Raw genomic sequence first — 21,177 nt, 5'->3', positions numbered from 1 at the left:
TTAGACGGACGGATAGCAGAAGCTGTCGGTCGAACAGTCACCGCCTTCTAGGCGAATTTGGTGGCTGCGCAGACCTTTGGGGAAGTCGACATAAAAGTCATTGTTCAGAGTCAGCCCCCCGTTTTCGCCCACATCGGCCATCACCATTTGTCCGCCTTCGTCGTCGGGATAGAATTGGTTGTCCCAGGTGGAATAAAGCGAGTTGGTCCAGTAGACGCGCTTGCCGTCGCGGCTGATTTCTACCATTTGCGGGCCATAGGCAAAATCCTTGCCGTTGGAGTGCTTGGTGCCGCGGGCGATGCCGCCCAGCTCGACTTTTCCGGTCAGCTTCGGGTTCATCGGGTCGCTGACATCGTATTGATGCATCTCGCCCAGCCCCCAGCACGCAACATAGAGGTATTTGTCGTCTAGGCTCAGGTCGATATCGGTGACCAGCGGCGGCACGGCCTCGAACCCTTGCAACAGTGGCGGCAGGTTCTCGGGCTTTTCGGGGCGCGGGTCGATGGTGATCGTTTTCTTGGACAGCCATTTGCCGTCGTCACCGCGCCACCATGTGAAAATTGCGCCTTGCAGGTTGGTGGTGTCCACCACGACACCACAGAAACCATAAGATTTTGTCGGGTCATGCGCAGGGCGAATTTCCAGTGCCATCTGGTAATTGTCGCCGAAATCCATCGTCTGGATATTCTTGCGCGCGCGCAAGTCCCAGAAGTGGATCGAATGGCCATACTTGTTCGACAACAGGTCCTCGGGCACCACACCGTTTTCAAACTGCGGCGGCAAACCCCATTCGGAACTAACCATGTAGTCCTGCGGCAGATTCCACCAGAAATCATAGTGCTTGTTCTGCTTGCCGCGATCCATCTCGTATTGCCCGATAATTTCGAACGTCTCGCAATCCATGATGAAGATGCCCGGAGGTCCGTCTGTACCGTCTTCGCCGCCACCTCCAAGGCAGGAAACATAGATCCCTTCGGGACCGCAATGGATGGTGTGCGGGCGCGAATAACCGGTTTTTGCAAATAGTTCTTCGGGTTCGATCGTCTTGTGGATCTTGGCCTTCAACGGGTCTTTCACGTCGATGACGTAAATACGTGAGGATCGGATTCCAGGTACGATCAGATAACGTCGTTCCAGAAAGGCGTGCCCGGTCAGAGGAGACAGAGATGACGAACAGGCGTTCCAGCCGAAATGGTGAAATTCGTCGCCTTTGTTGGGAACAATGACCTGATGTACGATCTGGCCATAGGTGTCGGAGTCCGGTTTGAGGTCAATGACCGCGATGCCATCAGATTGCGATCCGTCCGGGCTGAGCATTACAGTGAAGGCGTAGTTTTCCACCGGTGCCTGCATGGCAAGCTTAGGCGAGGCGTGAAACGTTGGATCTGGTCTCAGGTTCATTTGGTTTCCTCCGGTTTGTTGAATTTTTCCTATTCTCAGTGTCATCCTTTTGGCCAAAATGGCCGGTAGTTGTTCGTTTCGTTATGTATCCGTCACGTTGCACAGCTGGATTGCGCCACTGACCTTCTTGGACAAGCCTTTCAGTTTCTCGCCGATCTCGATGCGGTATTCGGTGCGGAACCGGCGAATGGGGCCAACCGCACCAATACTGAACGTAGCTCCGATGTTGCCGATCGATACCGGTGCCGCAACGCTGGCAATTCCGATGTCGATTTCCTGATCACAATCGGCAAAGCCGCGTTCGCTAATTATCTCGAATTCGCGGCGTAGCTCATCTTCGGACGTCTTGGTGTGTTCAGTATACGCCTTCAGGCTCCCTGACATGATGCTTTCGCGAAATTCCGGTTCCGCAAAGGCGGCAATGGCTTTCGAGCACGAGCAGGCATGCATGGGACGTACGCCCAAGCCCGGATGAATGAAGGCACGAGCGGGATCATCGGGTGTTTCTACGTGGATGATTTCAACTTTGTTGTCGCGAAAGCGCGCAAGAAAAACCGTTTCATTAAAATTTGTCGCTGCGAGGCGCATGAGGGGGGCTGCACAGCGTCGGACATCGGCATCGGACTTTCCAAGCAAGGCAATCCTGATCATCCGCTCGCCAATGATGTATTTTCCGTCATCAGAGGGTTCGTCGAGGAGATTTTGTTCAACAAGTGACTGAATGAGCCGGTAACATGTGGGCTTCGGCAGATCGGTTGCACGTTGAACCTCTGCCACCGAAACAGGGCGTCCGACGACTGCGATGATTTCAAGTATCTGGATCAGACGTTCTAGGTGCATGTTAATGAAATTCTCACAAAACGAGACTGTGTATCGAATGATGGGAATCTTTCGTCCAAACGCAAGTATAATCTTTGGGAAATCTATTTGCGGACAATGGCGGTGGCTGCGATTGAGACCGAAAAATTCCTTGAGATCATTGAGGTGGAGCTAGATGGATCACAGGCTGGCGAAGCCCTGATAGAGATCTATGCGACGGGGACTGTAGCTATTACCAACCCGGCCGAGGCCGAAATTGACTGAACCGGTTTCGCGTCGGATAGGGCGGGATAGGCCCAACGCTATTCAAAGGTTACGACCTGTTGGCGCGGTTCAGATCATTAGTGTCGACCCTATGCATGCACCTAAGTAGATCCGTGCGGTTGTTGAATTCTGGCAAGGAAAGTTACCGACTTCATCTTTACTGAAGTTAATTAAAGCTAATTGAGTTTGACTGATATCGCCCTCTAGCTGCATTCTGCTCTGAATCGGAATTGCCGAATTTGGAGCCAGACGTGACCACTTCTGAACCTGATCGCGTCGTTTCAGTCGGCGAGCAATGCTCGGCTACCAGATGTGAACCGTCGGTAATCCTTGAATGTGCCGCTACCGGAGACGTAGCGCTAACCGCCACGCTGCATGAGAAGATCGGCACGTGTGTTCGAACCAAAGGCCCGTCGGGTTCATGGTACAAAGCCAACTAACCTGTGCGGAAAAATAATGAAAAAGTGACAACTGGGAGGAACCTTATGTCATTACCTGAACCATTTACGGATCTAGAGATAGAAACGGCGGATGCCGGTTTCTATGAGAATTACAGCGTACCGATCGCGCTGATCAGCAAGGGCATCATGGTTGCCCTTGTACTGTGGGCGCTTGTCTTCCCGGCCAATGCCAACAGCACCCTCGGTAGCTGGAATGGCAAGCTGCTGGAAATCTTCAACAGCTTCTACATTGTTATTGTCGGCCTGTTTGCCATCTTTCTGGTGATTGTGGCGATCCTGCCGTCGACAGGGAAGCGGGTCATGGGAACACCTGGCGAAAAGCCCGAGTTCTCGAACTTCTCGTGGTTCTCGATGATGTTTGGTGCCGGTCTGGGTGTCGGCCTGATGGTCTTTGCGACCGCTGAACCGCTGGGCCTGTGGGGATCAAACCCCGAGGTCGTGTCCGGTGCAGTTGCTGGCAACGATCCCGAATCCGTTCAGTCGGCCTATCGGTATACCTTCCTGCACTATGGCTTCCACGCCTGGGCAATCTATGTGGTGACTGGCCTGTCGCTGGCCTATTACGCCTATACCCGTGACATGCCTCTGACCATCCGTGCGGCTCTGACCCCGCTGTTCGGTCGTTTGATGAACGGATTCCTTGGCCATGTGGTCGACGTTCTGGGCGTTGTTGCAACGATCCTGGGTGTGTCCGTGACCATCGGTTTTGGCGTCAGCCAGTTCATCGACGGTCTCTATGCCATCACCGGCATGGAATGGATCATGGACTTTGGCGGAGATGTTCCGACGCCAAGCAAAGTTGGTCTGATTGCTGGTCTGGTCGTTATCATGGGCTTGTCCATCATTTCGGCGGTGTCGGGTGTTGGCCGGGGTGTTAAATACCTGTCGAACCTGAACCTTGTCCTGTCGATCATCCTGCTGGGCACGTTTGTGATCTTCGGGTCCTTTGTCTTTGCTATGACCACCTATGGTACAGCGCTGGTTGACTACCTTCTGAACTTCCTCTCGCTGAGCTTCGGTGCCTATGGTCCGCTGTCAGCCGAGGCCTTTGCGGCGGCTCTGCCCGCCGAAGCGCAGGCACATGCGGATGCCCTGATGGGTGGCGCAACTAACGCCTGGGGCAGCTTTGATGGCTTCAAGAGCGGCTTGGAAGGCGCAGCAGCTGAACTGGACGAGGCCACGCTGGCCGCGGCATATGCCGCTGGTGAGCAGGGTCGTCAATTCGGCTGGCAGGCCGGTTGGACCACGTTCTACTGGGCCTGGTGGATCGCGTTCTCGCCGTTCGTGGGTCTGTTCCTTGCGCGCATCTCCAAAGGTCGCTCCGTGCGTGAGTTCATTCTGGGCTGCGTGCTTGCACCGGCACTGGTGTGCTTCGCCTGGATGACTGTACTGGGTGGCACCGCGATTGATTTGGAACTGGCCGGTGCCGCAGAAGGCGCGATCATTGGTGCCTCGAACACAAACAAGCTGTTCGTGACCCTGTCCTACATGATCGACGGAGGGCTGCTGTCCATGCTGAACGTCATGTGCGTGATCCTGATCATGACCTTCCTGGTGACCTCAGCTGACTCGGGCATTCTGGTGATGAACACCATCATGTCCGGCGGCAGCCAGGAGACCGGCATCAAGCACCGCATCATCTGGGGGGTGATCCTGACGGCTGTGATCGGCGCGCTGATCCTTGCTGCAGGGGAAAACAACCCGATGGATGCGTTGCGCAACGCGATGATCATCGGTGCATTGCCATTTACCATGGTGATGGCGCTGATGATGGTCTCGCTGACCAAAGCGCTTTACCGCGACGGACAGCGTGACAAGCATGCTGACGCAAGCACACAGGCTGCCGAGTAATCAAACTATAGCGTTACGAACCTTGCGCCGCCCCTTTGATCGGGGGCGGCGTTTTCGTGCAGCGGTGGATTAAGTTCTGACCAGTGTTTCGTGCCAGACGTCAGACAGGCAGCATGTTTGCAGAAGCAGCACAAATGCTACTGCGCGCACATGGTATTGCTAGATCGGTGGTGATGCCTGGGCCATAGTCCGCCTCTTCGCTGCAATCAGAGACGAACATTACCCGTTGCACGAGCTAGACTTGCGGCATTGTCAGTGCTGTCTCGAAGAACTGGTACGAATTAATCTCGTACAGCTTGGACGAAAAATTGCTATCGAAATTGGAGTCAGCACCTAAAGAACGGTGCTGCCGCTTATGTCAATCCGGCGATTCAAACCTCGGTCAGGTGCTTTCTGACAGTTGGATCAATCCTATTACTTTGAATTGGGTAAATGCCACAAGCTGCGATCGCCTCGCGCGCAGTTACACGTTCGTGCAGACGTTTCCAGATTGTTTTGGCTGCGTATGGATGGGGGTATGGGCGCCAAGCAACGCCCATGGTCATCCCTCGCAAATACTTCAGTTGCTGGCGATGCGCCGAGTACAAGATTGTATTGGAAACGCTGCCTTCGCGCGCGAGCTCGTGTTCAGTCACGAATATCCTGTTCCCGCGCATAGTTACAAAGCCAGCGTAGCGCGAAATCTGATGCATGCTCTTGTCTGGAGACGTGGCAATTTCACGGGACCGGATCGTGATTAGCCCTTCAACTTCCTGAATGCGGATCAACGAACAGAAGATTTTTCCTTCCCAAGATGGCGTGCAGAAATAGGAATGATAAAAACCTATATAGCGCCGCAAGTTCTTCTGTTGCCCCCGGAAGGGTTCCAAAAACGCATCTGTGGGCGTTTTCCCAACTTGTGGCAGGACGCCTCTTAGCATTCGTTCGAAGCTTGCAGTTTCCTCGAAAAGCTGTGCTTCGGTCAGGTCGAAATGACGTGCAATGCGGCGCATGTTATGGGCAGAGGGCAGGCTGGAGCCATTCAAATAGCGATTGAATTGCTGTCTATTGACGCCGATTTCGCGGCAAATCTGCGAAATGTTTCCATGCTCTGCGCACAACGATCGTAAGTTGGCAGAAAAATACTCGGACACAAGAAAAACCTTTCGCGTTTTGACGCTATATCACTGCAAACTGCGTCAACTCGCATAAGATTGCACAATTTGATTTATCTGCAAATCGGTTTCTTCTTCAGCATCAGATAGTAACAGACAAGCTTCAGATGCCAATCGAAACAATCGAAAACACATGGATCACACTTGCCGATGGGCGACGGCTTGCGGCGCGCCTCTGGTTGCCCGAGACAGGCCCCACACCGGCCATTCTGGAATATCTGCCATATCGCAAACGTGACGGCACCGCGCCCAGAGACGAAACAACACACACGGTTTTTGCAAAGGCGGGCTATGCCTGTATTCGGGTCGACATAGCTGGCACCGGGGACAGCGAAGGGCAATTCGACGACGAATACTCGGAACAGGAACTGCATGATGGTGAGGAAGTCATAGCCTGGATTGCCGCGCAGGATTGGTGTGACGGCAATGTCGGGATGATTGGGATATCTTGGGGCGGGTTTAATGGTCTGCAGCTGGCCTTCAGGCAACCACCTGCACTGAAAGCCATCGTCAGTGTCGCTTCGACTGTGGATCGATATGCCGATGACATCCACTTCATGGGTGGGTGCCTGCTGAGTGACAACATGAATTGGGGCAGTCAGATGTTTGCCTATCTGACGCGCCCAGCTGATCCAGAGCTTCGAGCAGATTGGCGACAGGACTGGCTTGCCCGACTGCAAAACGTCCCATTCTTTTCTGCAGATTGGCTGCGACATCAGACGCGCGACCCATATTGGAAGCACGGCTCAGTTTGCGAGGATTGGACCGCGATCCAAACCCCTGTCTTGGCGATTACAGGCTGGGCAGATGCTTACGTCAATGCGCCTCCGGCTTTGGCAGCCAACCTGACGGCGCCAACCAAAGCTATCATTGGGCCGTGGGAACACCGCTATCCGCACATCTCAAAGCTCGATCCCGCAGATTTTCATTCCGAAGTCGTTGGATGGTTTGACCGCTGGCTGAAGGGACAACAAAACGGCGCCGAGGATTTGCCTGCCTATCGGACATACATGCAGGAACACTTCAATCCGACTGCGCAAAACGGTCCTCGGAAAGGTCGTTGGATTGCAGAGACGGCATGGCCGTCACCTCATGTCTCAGAACGGGTCTGGCATCTGGTTCCTGGTGGGTTTTCGCGGGACCCGGTGGTTGGTACGGTCGTTGTCACGTCGCCCAACCATGTTGGTGGGGAAGGCGGATATTTCTGTGCGGGCATGCGTATCGACAATGAACTTGCAGGGGATCAGGCCGGTGATGATGCCTTATCGGTCTGTTTTGACAGCTCGCCGCTGCAAGCACCGCTCGAGCTGCTGGGTCGGGCAAAGCTAAAGTTCCAGTTTTCAGTGGATCAGCCTGTTGCCCAGCTTGTCGCGCGGCTGTGTGATGTTTCACCCGAAGGTGTGTCACAGCGGATCAGCTATCGTCCGTTGAACCTGTGTCACTACCACAGTCATGAGACGCCGCAGGTCCTGCAGCCAGGTGAGATCTACGAGGCTGAAATCACGCTGAACGAATGTGCGCACCATTTGCGCGAGGGCCACGTTTTGCGACTAGCGTTGTCGACGTCTTATTGGCCGATTGTCTGGCCAGCACCTCAATCGGCCACGGTAACTTTACACTTGCTGGATTGTACTCTTCATCTGCCGGTGCGCGAAGTTGCGCATGAAATTCAAGCCTCTGAACCCGGCCCGGCGCAGGCGTATCCGGTTCTGGCAGCTGAGCAGTTGCGTTTACCTTCAGCGCAATCAGAACGCACGGTGACGGAAAGCGGTTGCGTGGTTCTGGAGACGTTTGATGACTATGGTAAAACGCGCGATCCCTACCACGATCTGATTGTTGGTAGCGACGTACGCATGCGTTACCGCATTCACCCCGATGATCCGACAACCGCGTATTTCGAGACCGCTTGGAGTTTTTCGTTCGAGCGCGAAGAATGGCAGGTCGCCATCACGACCGAGTGCCGCATGACCTGTGACACCGAGAATTTCTATCTCTACCGCAAACTACGCGCCACTGAAGGCGCAAATGAAATCGAAGTCCTAACAAGGGAATGGTCCGAAACCGTTCCACGCGGATTTCTCTGACTTAATCTAAGGGAGGATACTATGAAGATCGAATGGACAAAGGCCAATGTTGGTCGCCGGAGGTTTCTGAAAGGCGCAACTGCGCTAGGGGCCGCTACAGCGCTTCCGATGGGGTGGGCGAACCGCGCGTTTGCAGCAGATGACGGTGTTCTGCGGGTGCGGGCTTATGGTGATGCACAGAACATGGATCCAGCACATTCCGTTGGTGTCGTTGAAGAAGAAGTGCATGCCTCCATCTACAACAAGCTGATCCAATACAAGCCGGGCGAGGAATGGGGTTGGCAAATGGATGCGGCAACTATGATCGAGCAGGTTGACCCGACCCATATCAAGTTCGCATTGCGTGACGATATTGGATTCACCAACGGATTTGGCGCGATGACTGCTGAAGACGTCAAATTCAGCATGGAACGGATCGTGGACGACACGACCGACAGTCCGAATAAGCCCGACCTAGGGCCATTCAGCCATGTTGAAGTGACAGGAGACCGTGAAGGGACAATCGTTCTGAACAGCCCGTTTGCCCCGATCTGGTCGATTGCCCTGCCGTATATTACTGGAAACATCGTCTCGAAGGCAGCGGTCGAAGCCGCCGGTGGCCGGATCGGTGCTGATCCGGTTGCGGAATCCGGCCCGTATCTGCGAGACAGTTGGTCGCCCAAAGAAAAGACCGTTCTAAAGCGCAACCCTGACTGGAAAGGGGATGCCCCCGCTTGGGATACCGTCGAGATCTATCCGATCGATGATGAAAACACGGCCGAGATTGCGTTCGAGGCAGGCGAGTTGGACGTAACTCGCGTGTCGCTGGGCTCGGTTGAGCGGTATCGCGCCGGGGTTCCCAATGGTGGGTCGCTGGTTGAGAAACCCTCGCTTTACTATGTCTGGATGGGAATGAACGTCGAGCATCCAAAGCTGCAAAATCAAAAACTGCGGCAGGCAATTCAGCACGCAGTGGATGTTCCGAGCATCCTGGAGGCAGCATATTTTGGAGCTGCTGAACCGGCTACCGGCATCATCGCACCGGGCCTTGCTGGCCATCGGCCATCTTCGCTTGTACCACCTGAGGCGAACTTCGAGAAAGCCGCGCAGTTGCTCGCGGAATCCGGTGAAACCAATGTCAAGCTAACCCTCGATACGTTGAACAAGACGACCTTTACAACAACTGCACAGATTATTCAGGCGACGCTGGCGCAGATTGGAATCACGGTTGAGGTTAACGTTCTGGAATCTGGGGCATTCTGGGCGTCCGGTGACAATGAGAACCTACAGCTTGTTCTGAACCGTTTCTCGATGACGCCTGATCCGTATTATGCGACGTCGTGGTTCACACCAGAACAGATCGGGAAATGGAACTGGGAACGGTTTAACAGCCCGGAATTTAACGAAATCCATGAATCTGCGGCTGCTGAAACGGACATCGCAAAGCGAGCTGAAATGTATCAGCGTGCGCAGGATCTGATGGAAGAAAGCGGTGCTTATCGCTTTATCACTCACGAGGCGACACCGGTTATTCACAGCGCACGCGTCATTCCAGCGCTGCGGCCAGATGGCCTGTCCCTGCTTCGCTATTTTGGCAAGGCGACCTGATCTCCCCAGGTCGACCGGGTGCGGCGGGTGCGTAACGCTCGCCGTACCAACACCAACGCCATCAAGCCAAAAGGAGCCAGTTGGCCATGCTGAAATTCGCAACCCATCGCTTCGGGCTGTCGCTGCTTATCCTCTTCGTGGCGGTCACCGTCATGTTCCTGATGATCCGCGCCGTGCCAGGCGACCCGGTCCAAATCATGCTCGGCCCACGCGCCACGCCCGAGCTTCAGGCCCAACTCACAGTAGCGTTGGGGCTGGACCAGCCAATCTGGAAACAGCTTTTGATTTTTTACGGAAACCTCTTGCAGGGTGACTTGGGAACCGATGTCTTTTCGGGTCGTTCCGTGACTGACATCGTGTTCCAGCAACTACCATTCACATTGGAACTGATTTTCGCGTCGATCCTGTGGTCAGCTACGCTGGGCATCGCACTCGGCGCCTATGCGGCTGCGCATCCCAATACGTTGATCGACCGAGTTGCCGCCGCGATATCTGTCAGTTTTGTGGCCGCTCCGGCCTTTGTTGTCGCGCTCTTGGCTCTTTTGGTTTTTGCGGTGCATCTACAGTGGTTTCCCGCGATCGGTGCCGGGGAAGGCTTCCTTGACCGTCTTGACCATCTGGTCCTGCCCGCCTTTGCCATCGGGCTCAGTTGGGTTGGCTATATTGCCCGGTTGGTACGCGCCTCGATGCTGGAGGTTATGGGTGAAAGCCATGTCCGCACGGCCCGAGCCTTTGGTATCGCCGAACGTCGCGTGGTCATGGTGTACGCGCTGCGGATCGCCATTTTGCCCGTGGTTACCGTGATCGGTGTTGGGATGGGTTTTCTTCTCAGCTCGGCGGTTTTCGCTGAAATCGTCTTTGCCCGACCTGGTTTGGGCAAACTGGTCATCGACAGCATTACGACCCGAAACTACCCGATTGTGATGGGCTCTGTCCTAGTATCAACAGCTTTGTTCGTGGTGTCGACCGCATTGGCCGATCTGATCAATGCGCTGCTTGATCCACGCGCGCGCACGGCTCATTGAGGAGGCAGGCACATGGAAAAATCTCGTTCCGAAATGGGCCAGATCATAGTCGGCGTTGCGCGCGACCCGCTTGGTCTCATGGGCTTAATCATCGTCGGTGTCATCGTTTTCTGCGCAATCTTTGCGTATTGGATCGTACCCTATGATCCGATTGCGATGGATATCAAATCCCGCTTGCAGGGACCGTCCACAGCACACCTGCTGGGCACAGATCAGTTAGGGCGCGATACGTTTTCGCGGGTCATCGCGGGGGGCCAAGTAGCGCTCAAGGTGGCATTGCCCGCTGTGTTCGGAGCAATGGCGATTGGCCTGACACTGGGCATGATTGCAGGGTATGGGCCGAAATGGCTCGATAATCTTCTAATGCTGTTCTTCGATACCATCCGGTCCTTTCCGACAGTGATGTTCGCGCTGGCCGTTGTGGCCCTGATCGGGCCCAGTCTGCAGACGGTCGTGTTTGTCGTCATGGCGACCTCGATCCCAACATATGGGCGTGTGGCGCGGACCCAAACGCTGACACTCCGCAACTCTGAGTTCATCCTGGCTGAACGTTCAATGGGGGCCAGCATGGCGCGCATTCTAGGCGTTCATATGCTGCCCAACATCATTGGCGTTCTGGCTGTGTTGGCAGCCATGGATATCCCCACAGTCATCGCGCTTGAGGCCGGCCTGTCCTTCCTGGGTCTGGGCGTTAAGCCTCCGACCCCGAGCTGGGGTGCTTTGCTTAAGGATGGCTATTCCCTGATCCGCCAAACTCCTTGGTTGGTTGTTGGCGGAGGCCTGCCGATCATTCTGGCAACGCTTGGCTTCACGTTTCTGGGTGAAAGCCTGCGCGATGTAGTTGACCCGAAACTGAGGAAACAGCGATGACCGAGACACTTCTGGAAATCGACCAGCTTTGCGTCGATTACGAAACAGGCCGTGGCGACCTCAGGGCATTGAGGGACATCACATTCAACGTCAACAAAGGCGAAATCGTTGGCATCGTGGGAGAGTCCGGTTGTGGTAAATCCACATTGATTTCATCCATTCTGCGTTTGACCGCGCCCAATACCCGGTTCCGTGAAGGAGAAATTAGGTTCAAGGGGAAGGATTTGCTGCAAGCTTCTGATCGGCACATGCGGGACCTGCGCGGGGCGGATATATCCATCGTCTTTCAGGATCCGATGCAAACGCACAACCCGGTTCTGACTATCGGTCAGCAGATGCTGGATATTCAGCACCGATCCAGACAGTCCAAGGCTGACAAGTTGGCGCACGCGGCCAAATTGTTGGGCGCTGTTGGCATTCCTGACCCTGAGGCGCGTCTGGCGCAATATCCGCATGAATTCTCTGGCGGGATGCGTCAACGGATCGCCATCGCGATGGCGTTGATGTCCGAACCTGATCTTTTGATTGCGGATGAGCCGACAACTGCACTGGATGCGACACTGGAGGTGCAGATTATTGAGCGCCTGCAAGAGCTGCAGCGCGAGTTTCACTGTGCCATCCTGTTCATCTCGCACCATTTGGGCGTGATCGCAGAACTCTGCGACAGGGTTGTTGTGATGTATGCTGGCGCAGTTGTTGAAAGCGGGGACGTGCGGGAGATTTTCCACAATCCTAAACACCCTTACACACGCCGACTGATCGAATGCGACCCCGGTCACATCAAAGAGCGTGCCCGTGTATTGCCAACCATTCCCGGTGAAGTGCCCGACTTGGCCAACCTGCCGGGGGGCTGCATTTTCAGGGATCGTTGTGATCAGGCCATGGCGCGCTGCGCCACCGAAGTGCCCCCCTTGGATCAATTGAAAGAAGGCCATCACGCTGCGTGCTGGCTGAACCATCAGGAGGTCGCATCATGAGCTTGCTGAACGTTGTGGACCTCAATACCAGCTATGGCCCGGTCAATGTACTGGCGGGTGTCAGCTTTACCGTAGAACCCGGAGAGACTTACGCGCTGGTTGGTGAAAGTGGGTCTGGTAAAACCACGGTCATTCGCGCCATTGCCGGGCTAGCACCTGCGCAAGATGGCTCGGTCACCTTCGAAGGTCAGGAAATTCGGGGCGCACCCGAAAGTGTCATGCGCCTGTTGCGCAAAGACATGGCGATGATGTTTCAAGACCCGGTAGGAAGCCTGTCGCCGCGTCTGACCATCCGCAGTCTGATTACCGAGCCTTACCGCATTCAGGGCATGAAGGACCGTGACATGGACGCCGAAGCCAAGCGCTTGTTGGAAATGGTCAACTTGCCCACGCATTTCGCGGACCGCTATCCTTATCAGCTATCTGGTGGCCAAGCTCGGCGTGTGGGTGTGGCACGTGCACTGGCACTGGAACCCAAATTGATCCTTGCGGATGAGCCCACTGCAGGTCTCGATGTGTCGGTTCAGGGCGAGCTGTTGAACCTGCTCAACGACCTGCGCGAAAGGCTGGGGCTTGCGATGGTGATTATCACGCATAACCTTAGCGTCGTACGCCATGTGGCTGACAGAATGGGCATCATGTATTTGGGCCGATTGGTTGAAGAAGGTACAACCGAGGCCATCTTTAACGAGCCGCGCCATCCCTATACCCGCTGCCTGCTGAGTGCCAACCCAGAGCCGGACCCGGATGCGCGGTTGGAACGGATCGCTCTTAAAGGTGAGCCCCCCAGTTTGCTCAAACGCCCGTCCGGTTGTGAGTTCCGCGAGCGTTGTCCCTTTGCCAAGGATATCTGCACCCAGACTCCGGAATGGGAAGTAAATGGCGGCCACGGGCTGCGTTGTCTGGCCCCGCTGTCGTAGTAGGAAACCCAATGCCAAGCACACTATATTTTAACGGCACAATCCTGACTATGGATGCACAGAACTCCTCTCCCGAGGCTGTTCTGACCGAGGGCAAAAGAATTCAGGCCGTCGGTGCTGAAGCAGATCTGCGCGCACGCATGCCGGCTGACTCACATGAGTATAACCTTCAAGGTCGTACACTGATGCCGGCGTTTATCGACCCGCATGGGCATTTCCCGGATCCAGGGTTCATACGGCTGTTCCGTGTCGACTTATCGTCGCCCCCTTTAGGGGACTGCAAGCACATGGCGCAGGCGTTGAACAGGATTCGGGAAAAGGCTGGCGAGACGCCCGAGGGTGAATGGGTCATGGGGGTGTTGTTTGATAATACTGCCATTCGCGAAGGCCGCATGCCTACGCGGGCTGAGCTGGACGATGTATCACAGCGTCATCCAATCTGGGTTATTCATGCGTCGGGGCACTGTGGCGTAGCCAATTCTGTTGCCCTTCAGAGGCGCGGGTTAAACTGTCAAACACCTGATCCAGAAGGCGGCCGCTTTGGCCGTGATCCTGAAACCGGAGCCCTGACGGGATTGATCGAAGGATTATCGGCCATGGGCGAGATGGGCGATACTGATTTCCTGATTGACCGCGAAAGGTTCTGGCAAGGCTTTGAGGCCTGTCGTGACGAATACCTATCCTATGGTGTGACCTATGCCCAAAACGCCTGGGCGTCGCAAACCATGTTGGAACACTTTGCCAGCCAGCCCGCGGATCTGGATCCGGGAATAGACATTGAGCTCTTACCCGTCGGAAGTCTGGAACCCGAATTGTCCGAGCATTGGATAGGTACGAACTGGCCCGGCAACCCGCATTTCACACTGGGTCCGCGCAAATTGTTCACGGACGGGGCTTTTCAGTTGCAGACCGCGTTTTTGTCTACCCCGTATTTCAAGCCATCCGATCCCTGTCACCCTTGTGGGATGGTTTACACCTCACAAGAACAGCTAGATGCCGACGTCAGAAAACTCCATAGCAAGGGCTTGCAAATGCATTGCCACTGCAATGGTGATGCCGGTGCCGAGATGTTCATAGATGCGGTGGAAAAGGCGCTTATTGCGCATCCCCGCCCAGATCATCGCCACACCATTATCCACGGTCAGGCTCTGCGGGATGATCAGTTGGAGCGTATGGTCCAGCTTGGACTTACCGTCAGCTTTTTTCCGGCTCATATACATTTTTGGGGTGATCGCCACTACGATACGTTCTTGGGGCCGCAGCGCTCCGAGCGGATATCCCCTGCGGCGTCTGCTGAACGGTTTGGCTTGCGATATACAATCCATAATGATGCCTCGGTCACCCCGACGCGTCCGATTCATCTGGCCCACTGTGCGGTAAATCGAAAATCCGTTTCTGGCCGCGTGCTCGGTGAAGATCAGAAGATCAGCGTTCTGTCAGCCTTGCGCGCTCAGACCATCGACGCTGCTTGGCAAGTCTTCAAGGACGAGCAGCGCGGTTCTGTCGAACCGGGTAAAGTTGCTGACTTTGTTGTCCTTTCGCGTAACCCACTGCACGATCCGGACCGCCTGACAGATACGCGGGTGCTTGAAACGATCCGCAATGGCCAAAGTGTTTTTGCTGCACCCCATGCCGAACAAGAAATCGAGCACACATGATGGCGACCAAGCGTATTGCGATCGCGGGTTTTCAGCATGAAACTAATTGCTTTGGTGTGACGCAGGCCGGTCTGCACGAGTTTGAGATGGCCGATTCCTGGCCCGGCATGTTGCACGGTGCGCAGGTGATATCGGAAACGTTTGGCATGAACCTACCTATCGCCGGTTTTGCGAAGGCTGCAGCGGCAGCAGGATTTGAAGTCGCACCAACCCTGTGGTGTTCTGCCGAACCGTCCGCACATGTAACCGATCACGCATTCGAAACAATTTGCGAGATGTTGTTGGATCGCATCCGGGATGTGGGCGACATTGATGGCGTTTATCTCGATCTCCACGGGGCAATGGTCACCGAAAGCTTCGCTGACGGTGAGGGAGAGCTTCTGCGTCGTGTACGTGAAGTTGTGGGCTTCGAAGTGCCAGTGGTCGCAAGTTTGGACCTTCACGCCAACATCTCGGCTGAGATGGTCGACAATGCAGACTATTTGTCTGTTTTCAGAACCTATCCCCACTTGGATATGGCGGAAACGGGCGCACGATGCGTTCCTGTCCTGCAGCGGTTGCTAGCGGGCGAAACGCTCTACAAGGCTTTCCAACCGGTGCCTTACCTCATCCCTCTGCATGCGCAACATACGGGCTCCAAGCCATTCAGCGAGATCTATCAGTTGCCCGAAAGATTTGAGAAGCAGGAAATTCTGGCAGAAATTGCCCTCGGCTTCACCGCGGCGGATTTCTCAGACACAGGCCCATCATGTCTTGCCTACGCGGCCACCGCCCAGAAAGCTGCTGCTGCCGCGGAAGACGTCGTGCATTTGTTCGTATCTCGCGAAGCCGATCTTGATTGTTCGATGTTGTCTCTGGAGGAAACCGTTTCGATATGTCGCGAAAGGCGGGGAAAACCCATTGTTGTCGCAGATGTCCAGGACAACGCTGGTGCGGGCGGGACATCAGATACTACAGGCTTGCTGGCAGCACTGATTGAGGGCGGGACAAAGAGTGTCTTAATGGGTCTGTTCCATGACCCTGAAAGTGCAAAACAAGCCCATAAGGCCGGAGAAGGTGCACGGATAAAACTTGCGGTCGGTGCAAAGTCCAACTTGGCTGGGCACGTTCCAGTCAAAGCAGAGTTTGAAGTTCTGGCTTTGGGTGATGGCCTTTGTCGCTATACCGGAAAAATGTATGGCGGTGGGGTAGCTACGCTGGGCGAGACAGCTGCCCTACGTTTGGTTGGGCACGAGGCAAGTATTGACCTTGTTGTCACAAGTATACGGAACCAATGTCTTGATCGCGCGCATTTTACTCATATCGGATTAGACCCAACGAACTACGCGGTTATCTGTGTAAAAAGCACCGTACATTTCCGAGCGGACTTCGAACCTATTGCAGGAGATATCTGTTCCGTTTCTTCGCCAGGTGCCTTTCTCTGCAACCTGGAAGAAATCCCTTACACTTGTATCTCCAGAAGGCTGGTTAACACTCGCTGCGCTACCGTTGCCTCAACTGGCACAGGCTAGCGAATTCCGCTGATCTTGCGGGTCCATTATCATCTGTGAAGCGCGCCTTTTGCGGGCTGTGTGGGGTTTTGAGCGAGGCAGTTAACTGCCTCGCATTGTGCCCTTATTCTCGACGGCCAAATTCTAGGAGGTGATTTCGGCCAAGAGAATTTCAGCTCTCTGCCAGCAGACAATAGATGATCATCGTCATCCGCTCGGTTGGAATGTGAAACCAGGCGAACTTCTCAAAGACGGATAACGGATTTTGCGCCAGGACTTCATCCATGGACATGCCCTGATCGACGAGGGGTTTCATCGTGTCCTTGATCGCAAGCATCAAATCGACCGAAGCCTGCATGTCGAACTTGTTACCCGCCGGACCGTGCCCTGCAATGATAACAGTGTCGTCGTTGGCCAAATCGATGATCTGTCTTTGAGCTGAAATAAACCCGTCGATGCTACCGCCATTCTCAAGATCGACGAACGGATAGATCTTGTTAAAGAACAGATCAGCAGCATGAATGACATTAGCCTCGACAAAATGGACGATTGTGTCGCTGACGGTGTGCGCATTAGCAAAGTGCATCAGTTCAATTGTCTGCCCATTCAGGTGGAACGTCATCCTGTCATTGAAAGTGATGACCGGCAGTCCGGCCTTGTCGAACTGATCATCTTCCAACAGCGCGCGGCGTGTTTCGTCATGGGCTAGAATAGTTGCGCCCCTTGCCGCGTAATTCGCATTACAGCCGACGTGATCGCCATGAAGGTGCGTACTGATAAGAAAATCTATCGGTCCGCCAGCCAGCTTCTCGGTTGTGGATACAGTGACATCGGCGGCTTTTTGCAAACCATTGTCGATCAGGACAGAACCTTCATCACCAACCAAAAGCCCGAGCGTCCCGCCGGGGTTCCCACTGCCGACTTCCAACATAAAAATCCCGTTCCCGAGATCAATCGGATCCCACCCATCTTCGCCCGTGGGAGCACCGGCCTTATCCCATACGCCTCCGTCAGCATGTCCGTGTAAGAATGATCTGTCTGACGAGCCTGCTTTTGTCATTTCAGTTGTTTCCTTTTCAATTTCTATCCTGCTGTGATCGTAGGGGCGTGATCAATAGTCCGCTCAGGAAGATACCTGATCGCCCCTTGGCGCTCCGCTTGTTTTAGGCGCGCTGCTGGTGATTAATGAGCACGCTATTTTCACAAGGTCACCACAGTGCACATATGTAAGGACGTCCTCAGCTATTGGTTTCCTCGGCAAGGCTTTTCCCTACCGAGCTTCCGGAGTATCTCAACGCTATCAAAGTAATCCGCAGAGGTTGAGTATCAATAGCTGGCAATGTAAATTAGCAAGCGAAATTTGTGCTGGGATTCCTAAATTTCAGGGAACCGTTTCAGTGTGTGTCGCCACATCGGAACAGAGTGTTCGTGAACAAACGAAAATCGTCTTAACGGCAGGTTATCTCGCTGGAACCCGATTTGCCCCAGTACTGCCGAAGCCGCGAAATTGTCTATCATGCAGCATGCAGTAATCGTGTGACAATGAGATGGAAGCCTCTGGATAAAAGTCGAGATAGCCCAATTTCCCAAGCCGCGACGGTGAAGGCGAGGTTCCAGCCAGAATGATAATTCAAGGCCATTGCTGACGGTTCCGACCAGTCGGTCACCTAAACAGATTGCCGCAGATTCCACTTCTGGGTCCAGGAGGAACTCAAGGTACTTCCGGGACGTTTCCCAATCGACATTCAATGGCAATGCCCCCAGCCAGCGGACCAGGTCGTGGTTTTGAAGGGCCGCGTGCACGGCCCCAAGGTCATCGAGCGAGACAGGGCGTAAGCTACGCAACATAACCGGCTCTACGAACTCGTTTGGTGTTCGGTTCATGGTTGTTTCGTTTCAGGCGTCGCCTGTTTCTCAGTTGACTGAATAATAGCGGGTTTCACTGGGGGTTACCTTGGGACATTCAGGTTCCCAGGTTCTGTTTCTCGCCAAATCCCCGCTGACCTAAGGTTCTTCCCTTTCTTGCGGTTATCGACAGCATTTCTATTTCGGCTTTTTTTCGTCTGACGCTGGGTGCGCTAAGTCCAAGTGATTGCCGGTACTTGGTAATTGTTCGCCTAGACAGAGCGAAACCAGATTTATTCACATGAACTGCGATGTCTCCATCACTGAGAGGAGCGAATTTGTCTTCGGACGCAATTAAACGCCTGATTTGATGCAACGCCACATGTTTGGTCTCGGACAGGGCACCCTGGGCAATTGGTGCACAAAAAAGCGATTTGGCCAAAATATTACCCAATGGACATTGAATCGTCAGACCTGACACGACCCGACTTATCGTCGCTTCGCTGAAGCCAGTGTCTTCGGCAACATCACTCATGCGCATTGGGCGCAACGAATAGAATCCGCGTGCAAGAAACCTGCGTTGACGCATACATATCGCTGTAATTACTGCCATCGCAGTTGCGTTTCTGACCTCCAATGCTGAACGCAATGACTTGGCTTGTCGTATCATTGAAACGTGGTGATTTTGCAGTGCGGCTTTGGCAGGCTCGCTCGAGTTCAGCGCCTGCGATAGTCGAACAGTCGGAAAGCTTGACGAATTCAACGCTATCAACAGGTCGGAACCAACGATCTCTACTGTGGCGTCACTTTCCCGTGCCAGTGTTTCATCACTTTCGAAGTTAGCTCCTGGTTTTGGATTCATTTTGCGTATGTCATCCAGACATCGTGCAATATCTGCCAGATCCACCCCGAGTTTTCGTGCCAAACCTGGCAGATCGCAATCCATCAGTGCGTCGAGATTGTCGATCAGTTTCGACATAGCTCCGCTTAGAATTCCGCGGTCACTCGCCTGTAGGCGCAGGCATTCCTTGAGGTCGCGGGCAAACAGTCCAGCCGGTTCGACTGTTTGCAGCTTTGACAGGACTTCGGCGCAGGTTTTGGGGCAAAAGCCATAGGCAGCTGCGACGTCATCCACCGAAGCCCCAAGCCATCCGCTGGGTTCGATCTCGGCCAGGAATGCCAATGCAATGCTGATGTCGCTTTTTTTGTCGAAAATCAGCGGCAGTTGTTCAGCTATATTTTGGTAAAGGCTGGTCTTGGTGTCGGCAACAGTGTCGGACATGTCAGTCATGGGCGCAACTAACCCGCCTGATTGCTCTCCAAGGTCCTCAGAACCAGCTTCGAGAAACGGGTTTTCTTCTGTGACTTGTGCCAAGTGGTTCAGTAGTTCGAACTTATGCATCCGCATCAACTTGATCGCTTGCGCCATCGAGTGGTTCAAAAGCCCGGTCTGACGTTGCGAATGTCGGAAACTCATAACCATTGGATTACCCCTCAGACCTCAAATGCCAAAGATCGGTCGAAATTACGTATCGTTTGGCGCGGTTGCCTTGCATTGATGGTTTGTCGCGTCAGAGATCGTTGATAGACTGACGCAACCCAATGAGAGACAAATTCGACATGCAATCTGACACGTCTCATGTTTTCCCAGGCTCTTTTGAACGCAGCTATCCCGGTGTTTCCCCTCAACTTCTTGCGCGGACCCGGCAAATGTGGTCGGCAAAAGGTCTCGACCTGGATGACGTTTGGCGAAAGACGATTGTCCGATTTCGCGGCTTTAGCTTTCTTGAAGATTGGGACATTGGTACCGACAGCCATGCAGTCGATACGTTCTTTATGTTTGATCAGGCTGCCATCTGGGTTGCGTCTCTGCACTCTGCGTCGGTTGAGGCAGTCAATTTGCCGGACAGTGGGCTTACAACAGATCAGTGGGAGGCGCTTCGCGCATTGACGTTTCGAATGATCGAACAGTTGGACGCGATCCGGTTGCTTTTCCAACATGATTTGCCGACGCCGTCTATGCAGATTGCACGATCTATTTCTGAAGATGTGGACATGGCGCTGGCGTTTGTATCCAGACCGAAGCTGGCCAAACGATTTGTCGAGTGCACGACCATCGAAGAAGCTCAAGACTTTTGGCGGCGTCATATTGCAGGCGGTCGCGCGTTCAAAGCAGTAAGCGAACGACTTTACCGCGCAGGCCTGGAATTTGATCAGGATGGGACGTATGCCGCTTGGCGCCAACAGGTTAAGGCTATCCTGGGCACTGCTGTTCATACCTCTTTCTCTGGTTCCGGAAAACGTGGATCCAAACCATACGCAGGCCAGTTCGACGAAACCGGGGATTGCCTCTATTTCGTCACTCTGCGCTTGCAAGAGATGTGTGCGTATTCTCATGTTCTAAACGGTGATTTCGGGCAGGATCTGGCTGCGGTTCGCAATGCTGAAGGGCCAGATGCACATGATGGCATCGGGCGCATGACGCCGCTGATTTCCGAAGTAACCGTTGATCAGATGAGGCGGATGCTTGCGGTTGACGCGGCTGGCGTGTTGGCAGTTCTGCACAGTTAGTTCTAGTGCACGATATCTTCTTGCGGGCCCAACTGGTTCTTAGCGATCCATTGCGCCGCCATTACCAAAGCGCCCATGGCAAAGTCTTTGCCATGTTCTTCGATCATCGCTTCTGAAATTTTCGATAGTTGAGCGAAGTATTTATCTTTACTTTGCTCTTCCGGGGACAAGGTCTTGGACATTTTCTATCTCCTGATGGC

At 54.2% G+C, this 21,177-nt stretch carries 18 protein-coding genes; 11 read left to right on the top strand and 7 right to left on the bottom strand.

Features of this window, described 5'->3' with window-relative positions; translation table 11 throughout:
- Both AC2FJ5_RS02280 and AC2FJ5_RS02275 read right to left on the bottom strand, forming a co-directional pair.
- Complete coding sequence (locus AC2FJ5_RS02280; protein ID WP_496792307.1) at positions 1–1,401, bottom strand: selenium-binding protein SBP56-related protein; 1,401 nt, start codon at positions 1,399–1,401, stop codon at positions 1–3.
- Between the two features lie 81 nt (positions 1,402–1,482).
- Positions 1,483–2,241 carry an IclR family transcriptional regulator gene (locus AC2FJ5_RS02275; RefSeq protein ID WP_282021716.1) on the bottom strand — a complete coding sequence of 253 codons (759 nt, stop codon included), beginning with the start codon at positions 2,239–2,241 and terminating at the stop codon, positions 1,483–1,485.
- Between the two features lie 102 nt (positions 2,242–2,343).
- Between AC2FJ5_RS02275 and AC2FJ5_RS02270 the strand changes: the two genes are divergently transcribed.
- On the top strand, positions 2,344–2,484 hold the full coding sequence (locus tag AC2FJ5_RS02270; RefSeq protein ID WP_496792305.1) for a hypothetical protein: 141 nt from the start codon (positions 2,344–2,346) through the stop codon (positions 2,482–2,484).
- A gap of 485 nt (positions 2,485–2,969) precedes the next feature.
- On the top strand, positions 2,970–4,796 hold the full coding sequence (locus AC2FJ5_RS02265; protein ID WP_496792303.1) for a BCCT family transporter: 1,827 nt from the start codon (positions 2,970–2,972) through the stop codon (positions 4,794–4,796).
- A 371-nt stretch (positions 4,797–5,167) separates the two neighbouring features.
- Here AC2FJ5_RS02265 and AC2FJ5_RS02260 read toward each other — a convergent pair whose 3' ends face one another.
- Positions 5,168–5,929: a helix-turn-helix transcriptional regulator gene (locus AC2FJ5_RS02260; RefSeq protein WP_281972993.1), complete on the bottom strand. Its 762-nt coding sequence runs from the start codon at positions 5,927–5,929 to the stop codon at positions 5,168–5,170.
- Between the two features lie 128 nt (positions 5,930–6,057).
- On the opposite strand from AC2FJ5_RS02260, the gene AC2FJ5_RS02255 reads away from it, so the two are divergent.
- The 8 genes from AC2FJ5_RS02255 to AC2FJ5_RS02220 all read left to right on the top strand — a co-directional run bounded on the left by AC2FJ5_RS02255 (position 6,058) and on the right by AC2FJ5_RS02220 (position 16,582).
- The gene (locus AC2FJ5_RS02255; RefSeq protein ID WP_496792301.1) at positions 6,058–8,034 is read left to right on the top strand and encodes a CocE/NonD family hydrolase; all 1,977 of its coding nucleotides are present in this window, start codon (positions 6,058–6,060) and stop codon (positions 8,032–8,034) included.
- A gap of 21 nt (positions 8,035–8,055) precedes the next feature.
- Positions 8,056–9,621, top strand: coding sequence for an ABC transporter substrate-binding protein (locus AC2FJ5_RS02250; RefSeq protein WP_496792299.1), 1,566 nt, complete (start codon positions 8,056–8,058; stop codon positions 9,619–9,621).
- An 86-nt stretch (positions 9,622–9,707) separates the two neighbouring features.
- Positions 9,708–10,646, top strand: coding sequence for an ABC transporter permease (locus tag AC2FJ5_RS02245; RefSeq protein WP_496792296.1), 939 nt, complete (start codon positions 9,708–9,710; stop codon positions 10,644–10,646).
- A gap of 12 nt (positions 10,647–10,658) precedes the next feature.
- Positions 10,659–11,516, top strand: coding sequence for an ABC transporter permease (locus tag AC2FJ5_RS02240; protein ID WP_281995038.1), 858 nt, complete (start codon positions 10,659–10,661; stop codon positions 11,514–11,516).
- Positions 11,513–12,493: an ABC transporter ATP-binding protein gene (locus AC2FJ5_RS02235; RefSeq protein ID WP_496691388.1), complete on the top strand. Its 981-nt coding sequence runs from the start codon at positions 11,513–11,515 to the stop codon at positions 12,491–12,493. The genes AC2FJ5_RS02240 and AC2FJ5_RS02235 overlap by 4 nt, the downstream gene beginning before the upstream one ends.
- On the top strand, positions 12,490–13,413 hold the full coding sequence (locus tag AC2FJ5_RS02230; RefSeq protein ID WP_496792293.1) for an oligopeptide/dipeptide ABC transporter ATP-binding protein: 924 nt from the start codon (positions 12,490–12,492) through the stop codon (positions 13,411–13,413). The genes AC2FJ5_RS02235 and AC2FJ5_RS02230 overlap by 4 nt, the downstream gene beginning before the upstream one ends.
- A gap of 11 nt (positions 13,414–13,424) precedes the next feature.
- Positions 13,425–15,071, top strand: coding sequence for an amidohydrolase (locus tag AC2FJ5_RS02225; protein WP_496693716.1), 1,647 nt, complete (start codon positions 13,425–13,427; stop codon positions 15,069–15,071).
- Positions 15,071–16,582 (top strand): M81 family metallopeptidase, encoded by a 1,512-nt coding sequence (locus tag AC2FJ5_RS02220; RefSeq protein ID WP_496792292.1) that lies wholly within the window; start codon positions 15,071–15,073, stop codon positions 16,580–16,582. Before AC2FJ5_RS02225 ends, AC2FJ5_RS02220 begins: the two co-directional genes overlap by 1 nt.
- Positions 16,583–16,733: 151 nt before the next feature.
- Here AC2FJ5_RS02220 and AC2FJ5_RS02215 read toward each other — a convergent pair whose 3' ends face one another.
- The 3 genes from AC2FJ5_RS02215 to rpoN form a co-directional block, all read right to left on the bottom strand.
- Positions 16,734–17,621 (bottom strand): MBL fold metallo-hydrolase, encoded by an 888-nt coding sequence (locus tag AC2FJ5_RS02215; RefSeq protein WP_496709076.1) that lies wholly within the window; start codon positions 17,619–17,621, stop codon positions 16,734–16,736.
- 314 nt (positions 17,622–17,935) lie between these two features.
- Positions 17,936–18,409, bottom strand: a complete 474-nt coding sequence (locus tag AC2FJ5_RS02210) for a GNAT family N-acetyltransferase (protein ID WP_496792336.1) — start codon at positions 18,407–18,409, stop codon at positions 17,936–17,938.
- A 115-nt stretch (positions 18,410–18,524) separates the two neighbouring features.
- The gene (gene rpoN / locus AC2FJ5_RS02205) at positions 18,525–19,883 is read right to left on the bottom strand and encodes an RNA polymerase factor sigma-54 (RefSeq protein WP_496792291.1); all 1,359 of its coding nucleotides are present in this window, start codon (positions 19,881–19,883) and stop codon (positions 18,525–18,527) included.
- A gap of 125 nt (positions 19,884–20,008) precedes the next feature.
- On the opposite strand from rpoN, the gene AC2FJ5_RS02200 reads away from it, so the two are divergent.
- Complete coding sequence (locus tag AC2FJ5_RS02200) at positions 20,009–20,977, top strand: hypothetical protein (RefSeq protein WP_496705258.1); 969 nt, start codon at positions 20,009–20,011, stop codon at positions 20,975–20,977.
- A gap of 2 nt (positions 20,978–20,979) precedes the next feature.
- Here the strand turns inward: AC2FJ5_RS02200 and AC2FJ5_RS02195 are convergent, their stop codons facing one another.
- The gene (locus AC2FJ5_RS02195) at positions 20,980–21,159 is read right to left on the bottom strand and encodes a hypothetical protein (protein WP_496697173.1); all 180 of its coding nucleotides are present in this window, start codon (positions 21,157–21,159) and stop codon (positions 20,980–20,982) included.
- Between the last annotated feature and the right edge of the window lie 18 nt (positions 21,160–21,177).

Source organism: Ruegeria sp. CDSA221, assembly GCF_059611825.1.
This window is presented reverse-complemented; position numbering and strand designations above follow the sequence as displayed.

Coding starts and splice junctions, on each gene's coding strand:
- AC2FJ5_RS02195 (WP_496697173.1), bottom strand. CDS start 21,159: ATGTCCAAGACCTTGTCCCCGGAAGAGCAAAGTAAAGATAAATACTTC.
- rpoN (WP_496792291.1), bottom strand. CDS start 19,883: ATGAGTTTCCGACATTCGCAACGTCAGACCGGGCTTTTGAACCACTCG.
- AC2FJ5_RS02235 (WP_496691388.1), top strand. CDS start 11,513: ATGACCGAGACACTTCTGGAAATCGACCAGCTTTGCGTCGATTACGAA.
- AC2FJ5_RS02215 (WP_496709076.1), bottom strand. CDS start 17,621: ATGACAAAAGCAGGCTCGTCAGACAGATCATTCTTACACGGACATGCT.
- AC2FJ5_RS02280 (WP_496792307.1), bottom strand. CDS start 1,401: ATGAACCTGAGACCAGATCCAACGTTTCACGCCTCGCCTAAGCTTGCC.
- AC2FJ5_RS02275 (WP_282021716.1), bottom strand. CDS start 2,241: ATGCACCTAGAACGTCTGATCCAGATACTTGAAATCATCGCAGTCGTC.
- AC2FJ5_RS02255 (WP_496792301.1), top strand. CDS start 6,058: ATGCCAATCGAAACAATCGAAAACACATGGATCACACTTGCCGATGGG.
- AC2FJ5_RS02220 (WP_496792292.1), top strand. CDS start 15,071: ATGGCGACCAAGCGTATTGCGATCGCGGGTTTTCAGCATGAAACTAAT.
- AC2FJ5_RS02240 (WP_281995038.1), top strand. CDS start 10,659: ATGGAAAAATCTCGTTCCGAAATGGGCCAGATCATAGTCGGCGTTGCG.
- AC2FJ5_RS02265 (WP_496792303.1), top strand. CDS start 2,970: ATGTCATTACCTGAACCATTTACGGATCTAGAGATAGAAACGGCGGAT.
- AC2FJ5_RS02250 (WP_496792299.1), top strand. CDS start 8,056: ATGAAGATCGAATGGACAAAGGCCAATGTTGGTCGCCGGAGGTTTCTG.
- AC2FJ5_RS02200 (WP_496705258.1), top strand. CDS start 20,009: ATGAGAGACAAATTCGACATGCAATCTGACACGTCTCATGTTTTCCCA.
- AC2FJ5_RS02225 (WP_496693716.1), top strand. CDS start 13,425: ATGCCAAGCACACTATATTTTAACGGCACAATCCTGACTATGGATGCA.
- AC2FJ5_RS02245 (WP_496792296.1), top strand. CDS start 9,708: ATGCTGAAATTCGCAACCCATCGCTTCGGGCTGTCGCTGCTTATCCTC.
- AC2FJ5_RS02210 (WP_496792336.1), bottom strand. CDS start 18,409: ATGTTGCGTAGCTTACGCCCTGTCTCGCTCGATGACCTTGGGGCCGTG.
- AC2FJ5_RS02230 (WP_496792293.1), top strand. CDS start 12,490: ATGAGCTTGCTGAACGTTGTGGACCTCAATACCAGCTATGGCCCGGTC.